Origin of the sequence: Streptosporangium sp. NPDC051022 (assembly GCF_040683035.1) — a bacterium.
GTDB lineage: Bacteria > Actinomycetota > Actinomycetes > Streptosporangiales > Streptosporangiaceae > Streptosporangium.
Genome location: NZ_JBFBCF010000010.1, coordinates 143,859 through 159,892 on the forward strand (window position 1 = coordinate 143,859; position 16,034 = coordinate 159,892).

A 16,034-nucleotide genomic window follows, 5' to 3' on the forward strand; every position below is an offset into this window, starting at 1 on the left:
GACGTGACCGCGACAGTTGGCTGGCTGCGCAGGCAGCTGCCCGGAGTCGTCGCTCTCGTGCTGATCGTGAGCACATTCATGGTGGCCCGTATCCCCTCGCCCTCGGCCGCCGACACGGGCAAGATGGCGCGCGACTACTCCTTCGCGCCGATGTCCATCTCGCTGCCCGGCGGCTTCAAGCAGCAGGAGATCCGCAAGGTCAACCGCGACTACACGTACATCGACGCGTGGATCTCCTCGGTCGGGGCGGCGATCGCGATGAACGACCTCGACGGCGACGGCCTGTCCAACGACCTGTGCCTCGTCGATCCGCGGATCGACCAGACCGTGGTCACCCCGGCGCCCGGCGGGCGCGCGAACCGGTACGCCCCCTTCGCGCTGAACCCCGGCACACTGCCCATGAACGACCACATGGCGCCCATGGGCTGCGTCCCCGCCGACTTCAACGAGGACGGCCGCATGGACCTGCTCGTCTACATGTGGGGCCGCACGCCGATCCTCTACCTCGCCAGGCCCGACGCGACCGGGCTCGACGCGAACGCCTACCAGCCGACCGAGCTGGTGCCCGGGGCCAACTCGATCGGCGGCGTCTACGGCGGGCCGCAGTGGAACACCAACGCCGCGACCGTCGCCGACTTCGACGGGGACGGGCACGACGACATCTTCATCGGCAACTATTTCCCGGAGAGCCCGGTGCTCGACTCCGGGGCCGAGGGCGCCGTGAGCATGAACCACTCGATGTCCAACGCGCACAACGGCGGTGAGGACTACTTCTTCCGCTGGACCGGCGCGACCGCGAGCCCCCGTCCCTCGGTCACCTACGCCAAGCTCGACAACGTCCTGCCCGAGGACGCCTCCAAGGGCTGGGAACTCGCCGCCGCCTCCGCCGACCTCGACGGCGACCAGCTGCCCGAGCTGTATCTCGCCAACGACTTCGGCCCCGACCGGATGTTCTACAACCGGTCCACGCCGGGGCACATCAAGCTCTCGCCCGTCGAGGGCGTGCGCACGCCCCTGATCCCCAAGTCCAAGACGGTCGGCCACGACTCCTTCAAGGGCATGGGCCTCGACTTCGGCGACCTCAACGGCGACGGCATCTACGACATGTTCGTCAGCAACATCACCACGTCGTTCGGCATCGAGGAGAGCAACTTCCAGTTCACCTCCACGGCCAAGGACCAGGCCGACCTGCGCGCCAAGATGCGCCAGGGCGAGGCGCCGTGGGCCGACCGCAGCGGGCAGGCGCGCACGGCCTGGTCCGGCTGGGGCTGGGACGTCAAGATAGACGACTTCAACAACCGCGGCGACCTCAGCATCGTCCAGGCCACCGGGTTCGTGAAGGGCCAGATCGACCGCTGGCCGCAGCTGCAGGAACTGGCCACCGCCAACGACCAGCTGCTGCAGAACCCCTACTGGTGGCCGAACGTCCGCGCCGGCGACGACGTCGCGGGAAACCAGACGCTGCACTTCTTCGTCAAGTGCCCCGACGGCACCTACGTGGACCTGGCCAAGGAGCTGGGCCTGGCCGTACCGGTGCCCACCCGGGGCATCGCCACCGGCGACGCGGACGGCGACGGCAGGCTCGACTTCGCGGTCGCCAGGCAGTGGGCCGAACCGGTCTTCTACCACAACCAGAGCCCGTCCCCCGGCGCCTTCCTCGGGCTGCGGCTGACCCATGAGGCCGCACCGGTGGCGGGGGCGCTGCCGGCCCCCGGCTCGCCGGTGACCGGCGCGCAGGTCACGGTGACCCTGCCCGGCGGGCGCAGGCTCCTCGGCCGGGTCGACGGCGGCAGCGGTCACTCCGGCAAGCGCAGCAGCGACGTGCACATCGGGCTCGGCGCCAACGTCACCGGCCCGGTGCGGGCGCACCTGAGGTGGCGCGACCGAGCCGGACAGGTACATGACCAAGATCTTCAGCTTACCCCGGGCTGGCACTCGCTCCAGCTCGGCCGGCAGGCCAAGGAGAAGTGATCGAGATGTCCGACAAGACGCCGACCCCCCCGCGTCATGACCCGAAGGTCACCATCGCGCTGCGCAACTTCGCGATGTCGATCACCGTCTTCAACATCGTCGGCTACACCCTCCTCGGGTTCGAGCAGCCGTGGCTGTGGCCCGTCATCGCCCTGCTCACCGGCTACACCGTGGAAATCGCGCTGGAGTACGTCTCGGCCCGCGGAGAGGGCCGCCCGCCGCGCTACACCGGCAACGGCGTGCGCGGCCTCGTGGAGTTCCTCTACCCGGCGCACATCACCAGCCTGGCCATGAACATGCTGATCTACGTCAACGACCAGCTGCTGGTGATGATCTTCGGGGTGACCGTCGCCGTCGGCGCCAAGTGGGTGCTCCGGGCACCGGTGCGCGGCAGGCTGCGGCACTTCATGAACCCGTCGAACTTCGGCATCGCGGTCATCCTGCTGATCCTGCCCTGGGCCAGCATCGCACCGCCGTACCACTTCACCGAGAACGTCGACAGCTGGATCGACTGGCTCATCCCGGCGATCATCATCCTCGGCGGAAGCATGATCAACGGAAAGCTCACCGGCCGGATGTGGCTGATCGCCGCCTGGGTGGGCGGCTTCGCCCTGCAGTCGATCCTGCGCGGTCTCTTCTTCGGCACCTCGATCCCCGGGGCACTGGGCACGATGACCGGCGTCGCCTTCATCCTGTTCAGCAACTACATGATCACCGACCCGGGCACCAGCCCCTCCAAACCCGCCGCGCAGATGGCCTTCGGCGGCGGCGTCGCCCTGACCTACGGCTTCTACACCGCCGTGCACATCCCCTACGGGATCTTCTTCGCCACCGCGACCGTCTGCCTCATCCGGGGCGTCTTCCTGTGGGCGCTGTACCTGGCCGACAAGGCACGCGAGCGGCGCGAGGCCGACGAGCGCCGCATGGCGAACGGGGCGCTCGGCAAGGACATCCCCACCCTTCCGAGCACCGGAAAAGAGGTCGCCTCGGTATGAGCAGGATCGCGATCGTCGGCATGGCGTGCCGGTACCCGGACGCCGCGTCGCCAAGAGAGCTGTGGGAGAACGTCCTCGCCGGACGCCGCGCCTTCCGGCGGCTGCCCGACACGCGCATGCGCCTGGAGGACTACTGGGACGCGGACCCGGCGACCCCCGACCGCTTCTACGCGCGCAACGCGGCGGTGATCGAGGGCTACGAGTTCGACCGCGTCGGCTACAAGATCGCCGGTAGCACGTACCGCTCGACGGACCTCACCCACTGGCTGGCGCTGGACACGGCGGCGCTGGCCCTGGCCGACGCGGGCTTCCCGCAGGCCGAGGGACTGGCCAGGGAACGCACCGGCGTCGTGGTCGGCAACACCCTCACCGGCGAGTTCGCCCGGGCCAACCTGATGCGCCTGCGCTGGCCGTACGTGCGACGCACGGTCGCCCGCGCGCTGAAGGAGCGGGGCTGGGAGGACGAGACGCTGGCGAACTTCCTCGACGACCTGGAGGACGGTTACAAGGAACCCTTCCCCGTCCCCGACGAGGACACCCTCGCCGGAGGTCTGTCCAACACGATCGCCGGGCGGATCTGCAACCACTTCGACCTCAAGGGAGGCGGCTACACCGTCGACGGTGCCTGCTCCTCCTCGCTGCTGTCGGTGGTCACGGCGGCCAAGGCGATCATCGACGGCGACATCGACGTCGCGGTCGCCGGCGGGGTCGACCTGTCCATCGACCCGTTCGAGATCGTCGGCTTCGCCAAGACCGGGGCCCTGGCCAAGAGCGAGATGCGGCTGTACGACCGCAGGTCGAACGGCTTCTGGCCGGGCGAGGGCTGCGGGATGGTCGTGCTGATGCGCGAGCAGGACGCCCGCGACGCCAAGCACCGGATCTACGCCACCATCGCCGGATGGGGCGTCTCCTCCGACGGCAAGGGCGGCATCACCCGGCCCGAGGTCAGCGGATACCGGCTGGCGCTGCGGCGGGCCTACGAGCGGGCGGGCTTCGGCATCGAGACCGTGGCCATGTTCGAGGGCCACGGCACCGGCACCGAGGTCGGGGACCGGACCGAGCTCACCGCGCTGACCCAGGCCAGGGCCGCGGAGGGCGCCGACGGCACCCGCGCCGCGGTCAGCTCGATCAAGGGAATGATCGGGCACACCAAGGCGGCGGCCGGGGTCGCGGGCCTGATCAAGGCCGTGATGGCCGTGCACCACCAGGTGCTGCCGCCGACCACCGGCTGCGTCGAGCCCCACCCTGTGCTGGAGGAGGAGGCGGCACAGCTGCGGGTGCTCCGCAAGGCCGAGCCGTGGCCGGCCGGCGCCCCGGTGCGCGCGGGCGTCACGGCCATGGGCTTCGGCGGCATCAACACCCACGTGGTGCTGGAGAAGCCCGGTCCGCGGCGGAGCGTCTCCCTCGACACCCGGACCAAGGCGCTGGCCTCCTCGGTCCAGGACGCGGAGCTGCTGCTCCTGGACGGCGGGTCGCCGGCGGAGCTGCGCGAGCGCCTGGTCCGGCTGGTCGACTTCGTGCCGGGCCTGTCCTACGCCCAGCTCGGCGACCTGGCGGCCACCCTCCAGCGTGACCTGCGCGACCTGCCCTACCGGGCGGCCGTCGTCGTCTCCTCGCCGGAGGACGCCGAGCGGCGGCTGCGCCGGACGCTGGAGTCCCTGGACGCGGGGGAGATCCCCCTGTTCGCCGGCGACGGCCGCGGCTTCCTCGGCCACGTCAGCGGTCCCGGCCGGATCGGCTACCTGTTCCCCGGCCAGGGATCGGGGCGCGGCACCAGCGGCGGCGCCCTGCGCAGGCGCTTCGCCGAGGTCGAGGAGGTCTACCTCAAGGCGGTGCTGCCCGCCGGCGGCGACATGGTCGCCACCTCGGTGGCCCAGCCGCGCATCGTCACCGGCTCGATGGCGGGGCTGCGCGCCCTGGCCATGCTGGGCATCGAGGCGAGCGTCGCGGTCGGCCACAGCCTCGGCGAGATCTCGGCGCTCCACTGGGCGGGCGCGATGGACGAGGAGACCCTGCTGCGCGTGGCCGGGACCCGGGGCCGGGTCATGACCGAGCACAGCGCCTCGGGCACCATGGCGGGCGTCGCCGCCTCGGCGGACGCGGTCTCCGTCCTGACCGCGGGCCTGCCCGTCGTGATCGCCGGATACAACGGGCCGGAGCAGACGGTCATCGCAGGGCCGGCCGACGCCGTACAGGCCGCCGGGCGCAAGGCCGTCGCCGAGGGGCTGCAGTGGACCCCGCTGAGGGTCTCGCACGCCTTCCACTCGCCGCTCGTCGCCCCCGCCGCCGACGCCTTCGGCGCGCGGCTGGCCGGTGAGGAGTTCGGCCAGGTCGGGCTGCGGATCATCTCCACGGTCACCGGGGAGGCGCTGGCCGCCGACACGGACATCCCGGCGCTGCTGCGCGACCAGATCACCGATCCGGTGCTGTTCTCCCAGGCGGTCGAGCTGGCGGCCAAGGACATCGACCTGTTCGTCGAGGTCGGTCCGGGACGGGTGCTCAGCGGGCTGGTCGGCGCGGTGACCGACGTGCCCGCGGTCGCGCTGGACACCGACGACGAGTCGCTGGGCGGCCTGCTGCGGGTGGTCGCGGCGGCCTACGTGGCCGGTGCCCCGGTCGTGCACGAGGCGCTCTTCCACGGGCGGCTGGCCCGGCCGCTGCGGATCGGCGAGGAGTTCTCGTTCTTCGAGAGCCCCTGCGAGCAGGTGCCCGCGGTCCGGATCCGCGGTACCGCGCGGCGGAGCGGGATCGTCGCCCCGCCGTCGCCGCGCGAGGACGGCGGCGACTCCGGCGACTCCGGTGACTCGGGTGAGACGGCCGTCGACCTGCTGCGGCGGCTCGCGGCCGAGCGCGCCGAACTGCCGATGGACATGGTGCGCGTCGACAGCCACCTGCTGGACGACCTGCACCTGAGCTCGATCACCGTCGGGCAGATCGTCAACCAGGCCGCCCAGCGGCTCGGCCTGTCCTCGGCCCAGACACCGACCAACTTCGCCACCGCGACCGTGTCCGAACTCGCCGAGGCGCTCGGCGCGCTGGCCGAGACCGGCCGGGACGCGGAGACGAGCCCGGCCTCCCGGGTCACCGGCGCGGCCGCGTGGGCCAGGCCCTTCTCCGTCGACCTCGACGAGCTGCCGCTGCCCGCGGCGCGGGTGGGGGAGGGCAACGGGCCGTGGCGGCTCCACACGACCGAGGGCCATCCGTTCGCCGAGTCGCTGCGCGGGCGGCTGGAGAACGCCGGCGTCGGCGCCGGCGTCCTGGTGTGCCTGCCCGCCGGGTGCGCCGAGCGGGACCTGGAACAGGCCCTGCTCGGTGCGAAGGCGGCCGTCGCGGGCGAGCCGGGCAGCCGGTTCGTCCTGGTCCAGCACGGCCGCGGCGCGGCCGGACTTGCCAAGACGCTGTCGCTGGAGGCGCCCCACCTGCGCGTCACCATCGTGCACGTGCCGGAGGGCGAGCGGGCGGCCGACCTGGTGGTCGCCGAGGTCGCGGCGACCGGCCACTACGCCGAGGTGCACTACGACGCCGACGGCGTACGGCGGGTGCCGACCCTGCGCGCGATGCCGGTACGGCCCGCCCGCCCCCGGCAGCCGCTGGACGGCACCGACGTGCTGCTGGTGACCGGCGGAGGCAAGGGCATCACCGCGGAGTGCGCGCTGGCGCTGGCCTCGGACAGCGGCGCCAAACTGGTCGTCCTGGGCCGCTCCGACCCGGCCGGGGACGAGGAACTGGCGGCCAACCTGCGGCGGATGGGCGACGCCGGCGTGGTCGTCAGGTACGCCAGGGCCGACGTCACCGACCCCGCCCAGGTGCGCGCGGCGATCGCCTCGGTGACCGGGGAGACCGGGCCGGTCACCGCGGTGCTGCACGGCGCGGGACGCAACGAGCCGGGCGCGCTCACCGGCCTGGACATGGACGCGTTCCGCCGCACCTTCGCCCCCAAGGTCGACGGCCTGCGCGCGGTGCTCGACGCGGTGGACCCCGGGACGCTGCGCCTGCTCGTGACGTTCGGCAGCATCATCGGCCGGGCCGGGCTGCGCGGCGAGGCGCACTACGCCACCGCGAACGAGTGGCTGGCGAGTCTCACCGAGGAGGTGGCCGAGCGGCACCCGGGATGCCGCAGTCTCTGCATGGAGTGGTCGGTGTGGTCCGGGGTCGGCATGGGGGAGCGGCTGGCCGTCGTCGAGGCGCTCTCCCGCGACGGGATCACCCCCATCACCCCGGACCAGGGGGTGCGGATCATGCGGCGGCTGGTCGCCGATCCCGACGCGCCGGCAGTGGTGGTGATCAGCGGCCGCACCGAGGGCGTCGACACCGTCCGCCACGACCTTCCCCCGCTGCCGCTGCTGCGGTTCGTCGGCACGCCGCTGATCCGCTACCACGGTGTCGAGCTGGTCACCGAGGTCGAGCTGAACGCCGGGACCGACCTCTACCTCGCCGACCACCACCTGGACGGCAACCTGCTGTTCCCCGCGGTGTTCGGCATGGAGGCGATGACCCAGGTGGCGGTCGCGGCCACCGGGGCCGCCGGGGTGCCGACGATCGAGCAGGCGGAGTTCCTGCGGCCCATCGTGGTGCCGCCGGACGGCAGCACGACGATCCGGGTCGCGGCGGCCGTCACCGGCGACGACACCGTCGAGGTGGCCATCCGCAGCGCGGAGACCGGTTTCGACGCCGACCACTTCAGGGCACGCCTGTGCTTTTCCGGAGAGACGGCGCCCGAGGGCCCGCCGGACCAGGCCGACGACGGCCTGCCGGCGGTACCGCTGGATCCGGCGACCGACCTGTACGGCGACGTCCTGTTCCAGGGCGGGCGCTTCCAGCGGCTGCGCCGCTACCGGCGGGCCGCCGCCAGGCACGTCGACGCCGATGTGGCGGCGGTCGACGCGGCGGACTGGTTCACCGGTTTCCTCCCCGGCGACCTGCTGCTCGGCGACCCCGGCATGCGGGACGCGCTGATGCACGGCAACCAGGTCTGCGTGCCGGACGCCACCCTGCTGCCCGCCGGGATCGAACGGATCCACCCCGGCGGAGCCGCGCTCGCCTCACTGGCGGGGGAGGGCGGACTGCGCTACTGCGCCACCGAGCGGTACCGGGACGGCGACACCTACGTCTACGACATCGCCGTGCGCACGGGCGCGGGCGAGGTCGTCGAGCGGTGGGAGGGCCTGCGCCTGCGGGCGGTGCGCAAGGGCGACGGGCGCGGGCCGTGGGTGCCCCCGCTGCTCGGGCCCTACCTGGAGCGCACGCTGGAGGACCTGGTCGGCACGCGGGTCGCGGTCGCGGTCGAGCCCGACCGGCCGGAGCGGCCGGAGCGGCCGGAGGGCGCGGCCGAGCGCCGGGCGCTGACCGCGGTGGCCGCGGGACGCGCGCTCGGACGTCCGGTGGAGGTCCGTTACCGCGCCGACGGGCGCCCCGAGATCGACGGCGGCAAGACCGTCTCGGCCTCCCACGGCGCGGGGGTGACCCTCTGCGTCGCGGCCACCGGCACGCTCGGCTGCGACGTCGAGCCCGTGGCCGAGCGGCCGGCGGACACCTGGGAGGGGTTGCTCGGTCCCCGCTTCCGGCTCGCCGAGCTGGTCGCCATGGAACTGGGCGGAAGCCTGGACGCCGCGGCGACGCGGGTGTGGGCCGCCGTCGAGTGCCTGCAGAAGGCCGGTCTTCCGACGGGCGCCCCGCTCACCTGGACGCCGGAGCGGCGGGACGCGTGGACGGTCTTCGCCTCCGGAGCCCTGCGGATCGCGACGCTCGTCACGAGCCTGCGGGGCGTCCCGGAACCCGTCGTGTTCGCGATCCTCACCGAAGGGCGGCCGTAGGCATGGGGAACTACTTCGAACACCTGCACACGGTGGGTTTCGAGGAGACCAACATCGTCGGCAACGTCTACTACGTCAACTACCTGCGCTGGCAGGGACGCTGCCGGGAGATGTTCCTGAAGCTCCACGCGCCCGACGTGCTCGCCGATCTGCAGGACGACCTGAAGCTCTTCACGCTGAAGGTCGACTGCGAGTTCTTCGCCGAGATCACGGCCTTCGACGAGCTGTCCATCAGGATGCGCCTGGTCGACCTCGCCCAGACCCAGCTCGAGTTCAGCTTCGACTACGTCCGGCTCGCCCTGGGGGAACGGGAGACGCTGGTCGCCCGGGGCCGGCAGCGGGTGGCGTGCATGCGCGGACCCAACAACCGCACCGTCCCGGCCCGGGTCCCCGAGTCGCTGACCCGCGCTCTCGAACCGTATCTGTCCTAGACGGGCCCACACGGGAGATCAGTATGAGCGTCAATCCTGAGCCGTCCCACGAGGTGACGGACCCGAAAGTCATGCGACGCGCGTTCGGGAAGTTCGCCACCGGCGTCACCGTGGTGACCGTCGGCGGCGGCACCCCGCACGCCATGACCGCGAACTCCTTCACCTCGGTCTCGCTCGACCCGCCGCTCGTGCTGGTCTGCGTGGGCCGTAACGCGATCATGCACGGGTGCCTGGCCGCGGCGGGCGCCTTCGGGGTGTCCGTCCTGGCCGCCCACCAGGAGGCCGCGGCCAGGCACTTCTCCAACCGCTGGCGGGCCCTGGGGGCGGCCCAGTTCGACACCGTCGACTGGCTGCCCGGCGGGCTCACGGGCGCGCCGCTGCTCACCGGCACCCTCGCCCGTTTCGAGTGCGAGCTGTGGCGCACCTACGACGGCGGCGACCACTCGATCTTCATCGGGAAAGTGCTCTCCCTCGAACAGCAGGACGACCAGGACGCCCTGCTGTTCTTCCACGGCAGGTTCCGTCAGATCATCCCCGACCGTAGCGAGGTGACGGCATGAGTCTCACCGGACGACATGCTGAATCCGTACCAGACAGACAGTCCCCGGCGCCCGGCGGCCGCCAGGCGCCGCCGGGTCCGCCGCGCCGGGCGGCGATGGGCCTGTTCGTGAAGCTGACCCGCGACCGGCTCGCGCTGATGACGTCGGCCGCGGCGCGGTACGGCGACGCGGTCCGCATCTCCCTGGGTCCCAAGACGCTCTACTTCTTCAACCACCCCGACCACGCCAAGCACGTCCTGGCCGACAACAGCGGCAACTACCACAAGGGAATCGGCCTGGTCCAGGCCCGCCGTGCCCTGGGGGACGGGCTGCTGACCAGCGAGGGCGAGCTGTGGCGCAAGCAGCGCCGGATGATCCAGCCGGTGTTCCAGCACAGGCGGATCGCCCAGCAGGCCGGTGCCGTCGCCGAGGAGGCGGCCGGTCTGGTGGCGAGGCTGCGCGCCTATCAGGGCCGGGGGCCGGTCGACGTGCTCCAGGAGATGACGTCGCTCACCCTCGGGGTGCTGGGCCGTACCCTCCTCGACGCCGACCTCGGCGCGTTCGGCTCGGTCGCGCACTCCTTCGAGGCCGTGCAGGACCAGGCGATGTTCGAGATGGTGACGCTGGGCGCGGTCCCCATGTGGCTTCCGCTGCCCAAGCAGCTGCGCTTCCGCCGGGCCCGCAGGGAACTGCAGCGGGTCGTCGACCTGCTGGTCGCCCAGCGTACGGCGCGCGGCGCCGAGGAGGGCGACGACGTGCTCTCCCGCCTGATCGTCTCGACCGGGCAGGAGAGCGACCCCCGGGTCGGCAGGCAGCGCATGCGGGACGAGCTGATCACTCTGATGCTCGCCGGGCACGAGACGACGGCGAGCACCCTGGGCTGGACCTTCCACCTGATCGACGACCGTCCGGAGGTGTGGGAGAGGCTGCACGCGGAGGCGGTCGAGGCGCTCGGCGACCGGAGCCCGGTCTACGAGGACCTGCACCGGCTGAGATACACGACGATGGTCGTCGAGGAGGCCATGCGGCTCTACCCGCCCGTGTGGATCCTGACGCGCCAGGCGCAGGCCGACGACGAGGTCGGCGGCTACCACGTGCCCGCCGGGGCCGACGTCCTGATCTGCCCCTACACGCTGCACCGGCACCCGGGCCTGTGGAAGGACCCCGAGCGCTTCGACCCGGAGCGCTTCGATCCGGGAGGCTCCTCCTCCCGTCCCCGGTACGCCTACATCCCGTTCGGCGCGGGGCCGCGGTTCTGCGTCGGCAACAGCCTCGGCATGATGGAGGCCGTGTTCGTGATCGCGATGATCGCCAGGGATCTCCGCCTGGTCAAGGTGCCCGGTCACGAGGTGGTCCCCGAGCCCATGCTCTCTCTCCGGATGCGCGGCGGCCTGCCGATGACCGTGCATCCCGCGCAACGTTCCGCGAAATGAGGACGGCCGCAGGCTCCTCGTCTGCGGCCGTTCCTCATGAGCTGCGGCTCAGCTCGCGACCGAGTTGAGCGCCACCAGTCGTACGTCGAGCAGTGCGAGCAACACCGGGGGATCGAGGGCTCCCATCGGTCTGAGCTGCACGTCGGCCGGCTTCACCACGATGTCACGCCTTATGGTGATCGGTCCGTAGCCGCCGACGTACAGCGACTGCTCCCTCCCCAGACTGCTCACGACCTTCTCACTGCCCGGCGCGACGGAGTGCGCCAGCAGGTGCCAGGTGCCCTGGGGCACGTCCTCCAGCACGTACGGCCCCGGCCGGCGCAGTACGGCGCACCGGACCGGGGGGCCCTGGGGGATGCAAGTGGGAAACAGGCCGACGAAGATGAGGCCGCACTGCCCGGAGGGCGGAGCCCAGACCTTCCCCTGCACGGTCGCCGACCGGGTCTCCTCGCCGTCGGACTTGCCGCTGGTGAGGATCAACGGGGCGAAGCCGCCGTGCTGGCGGTAGGTGGTGGGGGCCAGGCCCACACAGCTCTTGAAGCGGGAGCTGAAGGTGCCGACGCTGGAGTAGCCCACCTGGATGCTGATGTCCGCGACGCTCAACGAGGTGGAGAGAAGAAGCCGTTTGGCCTCCTGGAGTCGCAGGGCCGACAGGAAACGGCCCGGTGAGACACCGGTGACCTGCCGGAAGACCCGGGAGAAGTGAAACTTGCTGAACATGGCGGTGCGGGCCATGTCGTCGATGGTGAGCTCGTCGCCGAGGCGCTCACGCATCGTCTCGATAACCCGCCTGACGGCTTTCTCAAGAACGTCCTCCATCGCCCTCTCCATTTGTTGAAAATTCATCCACGCTTACATCGCCAAAAAGCCTGCATTCAATTAGCCTTTGGGCCTCAATGTGGGTTTGGTTGCCGTGCTGATTTACCGCCGTGCGGGCTTCTATATGCCTGTCGAACGACTCAGAAAATGATCGGCATCAATATTTCTAAATCAACATCTGACTGCTGTCAACTGTGCTTGTGATGCATGCTCCGCGTGTTTAAGCTGCTACTCTAGGTTGCGGGCACTGCAAATCCAGTGTTAGGGCACGTCCAAAACCGCCTCGAAAGAGGGTTGACAGGACGGCAATTCAGAAGATGCGTCAGGAGTGACATCGCTCGGACGATGGATCCGAGCGGAACCGAATTCGATATGTGAGTTCTATTTGGTCGCAGATCTCGCCGCGCCGGACAAGGACCGCGTCGGCCGGCCCCCGCCCGCCGCCGGGTCCCGTCTGTGAAACGAGGCTTCGGTTGACGCGCCGACTTCTCGGCGGCTCAGGCCGCCCCCCCTGCCGACAGGAGGAAACGCCGGTGCACCCGGGTATCCCAGATGAAGAACAGGCCAGGACGATGACGCTGGAGGCGTTCGCGGACACGATCGTCCCCGGCGAGAAGCGTTCCCCCGACGACAAGGCGGTCGCGGGCGCCGCGACCGGTGGCGGTGCGGTCGCGGCCGGCGCCGTCGAACTGCTGGAGACGTCCGCGGCCGGGCTGGCGCCCGCGCTGGGGGACTTCGCCCAGCTGCTGAACAGGCACGCCCAGGCCTACGCGGACCAGCACGGGCTCGACCTCGACGGCTCCGTGCCGGCGTTCGTCGCCCTGCAGTTTCCGGACCGCACCGCCCTGGTGGGGATGCTGACCGCCCCCGGCCACCCGGAGCGGGAGGCGTGGGTCAGCATCGCGCTGTTCAGCAACATGGCCTTCGACACCGCCGCTCACATGCACACCCTCGACGCGCTCGCCGCCGGACACCCGGGCCTGACGGCGATGGGCTTCGCCGAGCCGAACGCCGACGGCCTGTGGCGGTTCCCCGTCTACTCCTACGGGCGGGAACTGGCCAGCCTCCACCCGGGCACGACCTCGTCAGGGAGCCCCGCATGACCGTAACGGAGAACACCGACGTCCTCGTGGTCGGCAGCGGTTTCGGCGGCGCGATCGCGGCCTACCACCTCGCGGCGGGCGGGGCGCGGGTCGTGGTGCTGGAGCGCGGGCCCTGGCTGGAGGGTGAGGACTTCGAGCACGACTTCAAACTCGGGTCCTCCTACACCCGCATCTTCGACTTCGTGGTCGGCGACGGCATGAGCCTGCTCGGCGGCAACTGCGTCGGCGGCGGCAGCGTCGTGTACTTCGCCGCCATGCCCCGCGCGCCCCGGTTCGTCTTCGAGCGCAAGGGCAGCATCGGCAGGCGGATGTGGCCCGGGGGCATCAACCGCGACACGCTGGAGCCCTGGTACGACCGCGTGGCGGAGGCGCTGCCGGTGACCCGGCAGGACTGGAACTCGGTCACCTACTCCGGCGGCCTGTTCGCGGCGGCGTGCGCGCACGCGGGACGCACGGCCAACCCGGTACCGGTGGCCATCGACACGGACAAGTGCACGAACTGCAACTGGATGATGGCCGGGTGCCGCTTCGACGCCAAGCGCTCCCTGCTGTTCAACTACCTGCCCGCCGCCATCGCGCACGGGGCCGAGATCCGGCCCATGCACGAGGTGCAGCACCTGTCCCGGACCGACGACGGCGGCTACCGGGTGCACTACAACGTCGTCGACGACGAGGACTACCGGGTGCACACCGGGAGCGGGACGATCGACGCCAAGATCGTCGTGCTGGCGGCGGGCGCGGGCGCCACACCGGTCATCCTGCAGCGCTCGGCGGCCACCCTCGGCGCCATGCCCTCCGCCGTCGGCAGATACTTCTCCGGCAACGGCGAACGGCTCAACACCGCCATCCTCGACGAGGACCGGGTCCGCGACCTGCTGGGGCTGAGCCGCGGCGACGGATCGGCCTACGCGGCCTCCCAGATCGGAAAGGGGCCGTGCGTCGCCAGCTGGGACCGCCTCGACGGCACGCTGCCGGAGTACTCCCGCTACTCGCTGGAACAGCTCTACTTCCCGCCCGGGTTCGGCACCATCCTCGCGCAGGTGCCCGGGGCGACCGGCCCGACCTGGTTCGGCGTGGAGAAGAAGGAGATCGTACGGCGCTGGCAGTCCTGGCTGACCGTCTTCACGATGAGTGAGGACGACAACGAGGGGGTCTTCGGGCCGCCTCCGCCCACGGGCAACGCCGTACGGATCTCACAGCAGATGCTGGGGCGCGGCACCATCCAGTACCGGCCGACCGCGAACACGCTGCGCGGCTGGGCCCAGGCCGACGCCGACGTGCGGGACATCCTGGAGCGCGACGGGCTGGCCAGGGTGATGCCGTGGACCAACGACGTCGTGGGCGCCTACACCGTGCACCCCCTGGCCTCCTGCCGCATCGGCGACGACCCGAGCACCTCGGCCCTCGACGACCGCCACGAGCTGCGCGGCCACCCGGGCATCTTCGTCACCGACGGCTCGGCCGTACCGGGGGCGCTGACGGTCAACCCCGCGATGACCATCGCGGCGCTGGCTGAACGGGCCATCCCGGGCATCGTGCAGGCGGCCAGGCAGCGCGGCGTGGAGGTCACCTACGGGGCGCCGTCGCCGGACGGCGCCACGAGCGGCAGGCGCGGAGCCCTGCCGTTCGTCCCCAGCCTGACGCGCAAGTAGCGGCGGTTCCACCGGACCAGGGAGCGTGTGATGGACGGGACGTTCACCCAGCGGGCACTTCGCAGGTCGCTGGACCGGATCCACCACGTCTCCCCGGTACGGCCCGCCGCCGCGCGGGGCCTGGTCGCCGAGGTGTACACGCGGGCCGAGCGGGAGTTCGGCATGCTCGCGCCGCCGGTCGCCCTTCACTCGCCCGCCCCCGAGATCCTCGCGGCCTGCTGGATGATGCTGCGGGAGACGCTTGTGGTCGAGGGGCGGGCGGGACGGGTGGCCAAGGAGGCGGTCGCGACCGGTGTCTCGCTCGGCAACGCCTGCCCCTACTGCGTGGGGGTGCACGGCGCGACCCTGCACGGCCTGCTCGGAGGGCGGGACGTCACCGGCGGCGCCGCCGGGCCGATCACGGAGTGGGCGCGCGCCGGCGGGGTACGGCGGGAGGCCGCCGGGCACGGGACACCGTTCCCGGCCGGGCAGGCCGCGGAGTTCGTGGGAGTCGCGGTCACCTTCCACTACCTGAACCGCATGGTCAACGTGTTCCTGGACGACACCCCCCTGCCGCCGCGCGTGCCCGCCCCGGCGCGCGGCGGCCTCATGCGGGTGCTCGGCCGGTTCATGCGGCAGGCGGCCCGCGGGGACCGGGAGCCCGGCACCTCGCTGGGCCTGCTGCCCGCCGCCCCGCTGCCCGGTGACCTGTCCTGGGCGGCGGATGCGCCGAACATCGCGGGCGCGTTCGCCCGTACGGCCAGGGCCGTCGAGGAGGCGGGCCTGCGCTCGGTGCCCGAGCCCGTCCGCGACCTCGTCGTGACCACCCTGGCCGGTTGGGACGGGGAGCCGGTCGCTCTCGGCCGGTCCTGGGCCGACGACGCCGTGTCCGGGCTGCCGGTCGCCCAGCGTCCAGCGGGGCGGCTGGCCCTGCTGACGGCCCTGGCCTCCTACCAGGTCGGCCGGTCCGTCGTCGACGACTTCCGGGCGGATCGCCCGGACGACGCGGGCCTGATCGAGCTGACCGCGTGGGCGAGCCTGGCGGCGGCGCGGCGGGTGGGCGGCTGGATGGCCCGGCCGTAGCGGAGCGGGAGACCGTGGCGGGGGAGACCGTGATGCGGGAAGCGGCGGTGCGGGAGACCGTGATGCGGGAGGCCTCGGCGTGAGAGGCCGTTCCGTCGTTCACGGGAAATTCTCATGTCAATTCACCGGTCAGTTCCGGCCGTCTCCGCGGCGGCGGGGAGACGCGCGGCGAATACGCGAGAAACGTCGTCGGCCCGGTCCGCATGCGGACCGGGC

10 protein-coding genes are annotated in these 16,034 nt (G+C 71.7%); 9 read left to right on the top strand and 1 reads right to left on the bottom strand.

The features are described from left to right. Positions 1–3 precede the first annotated feature (3 nt). From AB0N02_RS18910 to AB0N02_RS18935, 6 genes are read left to right on the top strand one after another with little or no spacing between them, the layout of a single operon-like run. On the top strand, positions 4–1,971 hold the full coding sequence (locus AB0N02_RS18910) for a CRTAC1 family protein (protein ID WP_363947860.1): 1,968 nt from the start codon (positions 4–6) through the stop codon (positions 1,969–1,971). A 5-nt stretch (positions 1,972–1,976) separates the two neighbouring features. Continuing rightward, positions 1,977–2,966: an enediyne biosynthesis protein gene (locus AB0N02_RS18915; protein ID WP_363947863.1), complete on the top strand. Its 990-nt coding sequence runs from the start codon at positions 1,977–1,979 to the stop codon at positions 2,964–2,966. Beyond that, positions 2,963–8,779 (top strand): type I polyketide synthase, encoded by a 5,817-nt coding sequence (locus tag AB0N02_RS18920; RefSeq protein WP_363947866.1) that lies wholly within the window; start codon positions 2,963–2,965, stop codon positions 8,777–8,779. The genes AB0N02_RS18915 and AB0N02_RS18920 overlap by 4 nt, the downstream gene beginning before the upstream one ends. A gap of 2 nt (positions 8,780–8,781) precedes the next feature. Beyond that, on the top strand, positions 8,782–9,210 hold the full coding sequence (locus tag AB0N02_RS18925; protein ID WP_363947869.1) for an acyl-CoA thioesterase: 429 nt from the start codon (positions 8,782–8,784) through the stop codon (positions 9,208–9,210). A 23-nt stretch (positions 9,211–9,233) separates the two neighbouring features. Beyond that, a complete protein-coding gene (locus AB0N02_RS18930; RefSeq protein WP_363947872.1) occupies positions 9,234–9,770 on the top strand; it encodes a flavin reductase family protein in 537 nt (178 codons plus the stop codon). After that, positions 9,767–11,182: a cytochrome P450 gene (locus AB0N02_RS18935; protein WP_363947874.1), complete on the top strand. Its 1,416-nt coding sequence runs from the start codon at positions 9,767–9,769 to the stop codon at positions 11,180–11,182. The genes AB0N02_RS18930 and AB0N02_RS18935 overlap by 4 nt, the downstream gene beginning before the upstream one ends. Before the next feature lie 48 nt (positions 11,183–11,230). Here the strand turns inward: AB0N02_RS18935 and AB0N02_RS18940 are convergent, their stop codons facing one another. Further along, the gene (locus tag AB0N02_RS18940; RefSeq protein ID WP_363947876.1) at positions 11,231–12,001 is read right to left on the bottom strand and encodes an AraC family transcriptional regulator; all 771 of its coding nucleotides are present in this window, start codon (positions 11,999–12,001) and stop codon (positions 11,231–11,233) included. A gap of 533 nt (positions 12,002–12,534) precedes the next feature. On the opposite strand from AB0N02_RS18940, the gene AB0N02_RS18945 reads away from it, so the two are divergent. Genes AB0N02_RS18945 through AB0N02_RS18955 form a run of 3 tightly spaced genes read left to right on the top strand, consistent with a single transcriptional unit; the run spans position 12,535 to position 15,818 of the window. Then, positions 12,535–13,104 carry a DUF5987 family protein gene (locus AB0N02_RS18945; protein WP_363947879.1) on the top strand — a complete coding sequence of 190 codons (570 nt, stop codon included), beginning with the start codon at positions 12,535–12,537 and terminating at the stop codon, positions 13,102–13,104. After that, on the top strand, positions 13,101–14,756 hold the full coding sequence (locus AB0N02_RS18950; RefSeq protein WP_363947881.1) for a GMC family oxidoreductase: 1,656 nt from the start codon (positions 13,101–13,103) through the stop codon (positions 14,754–14,756). The genes AB0N02_RS18945 and AB0N02_RS18950 overlap by 4 nt, the downstream gene beginning before the upstream one ends. Positions 14,757–14,786: 30 nt before the next feature. Next, positions 14,787–15,818, top strand: coding sequence for a carboxymuconolactone decarboxylase family protein (locus AB0N02_RS18955; protein ID WP_363947883.1), 1,032 nt, complete (start codon positions 14,787–14,789; stop codon positions 15,816–15,818). Positions 15,819–16,034: the final 216 nt, after the last annotated feature.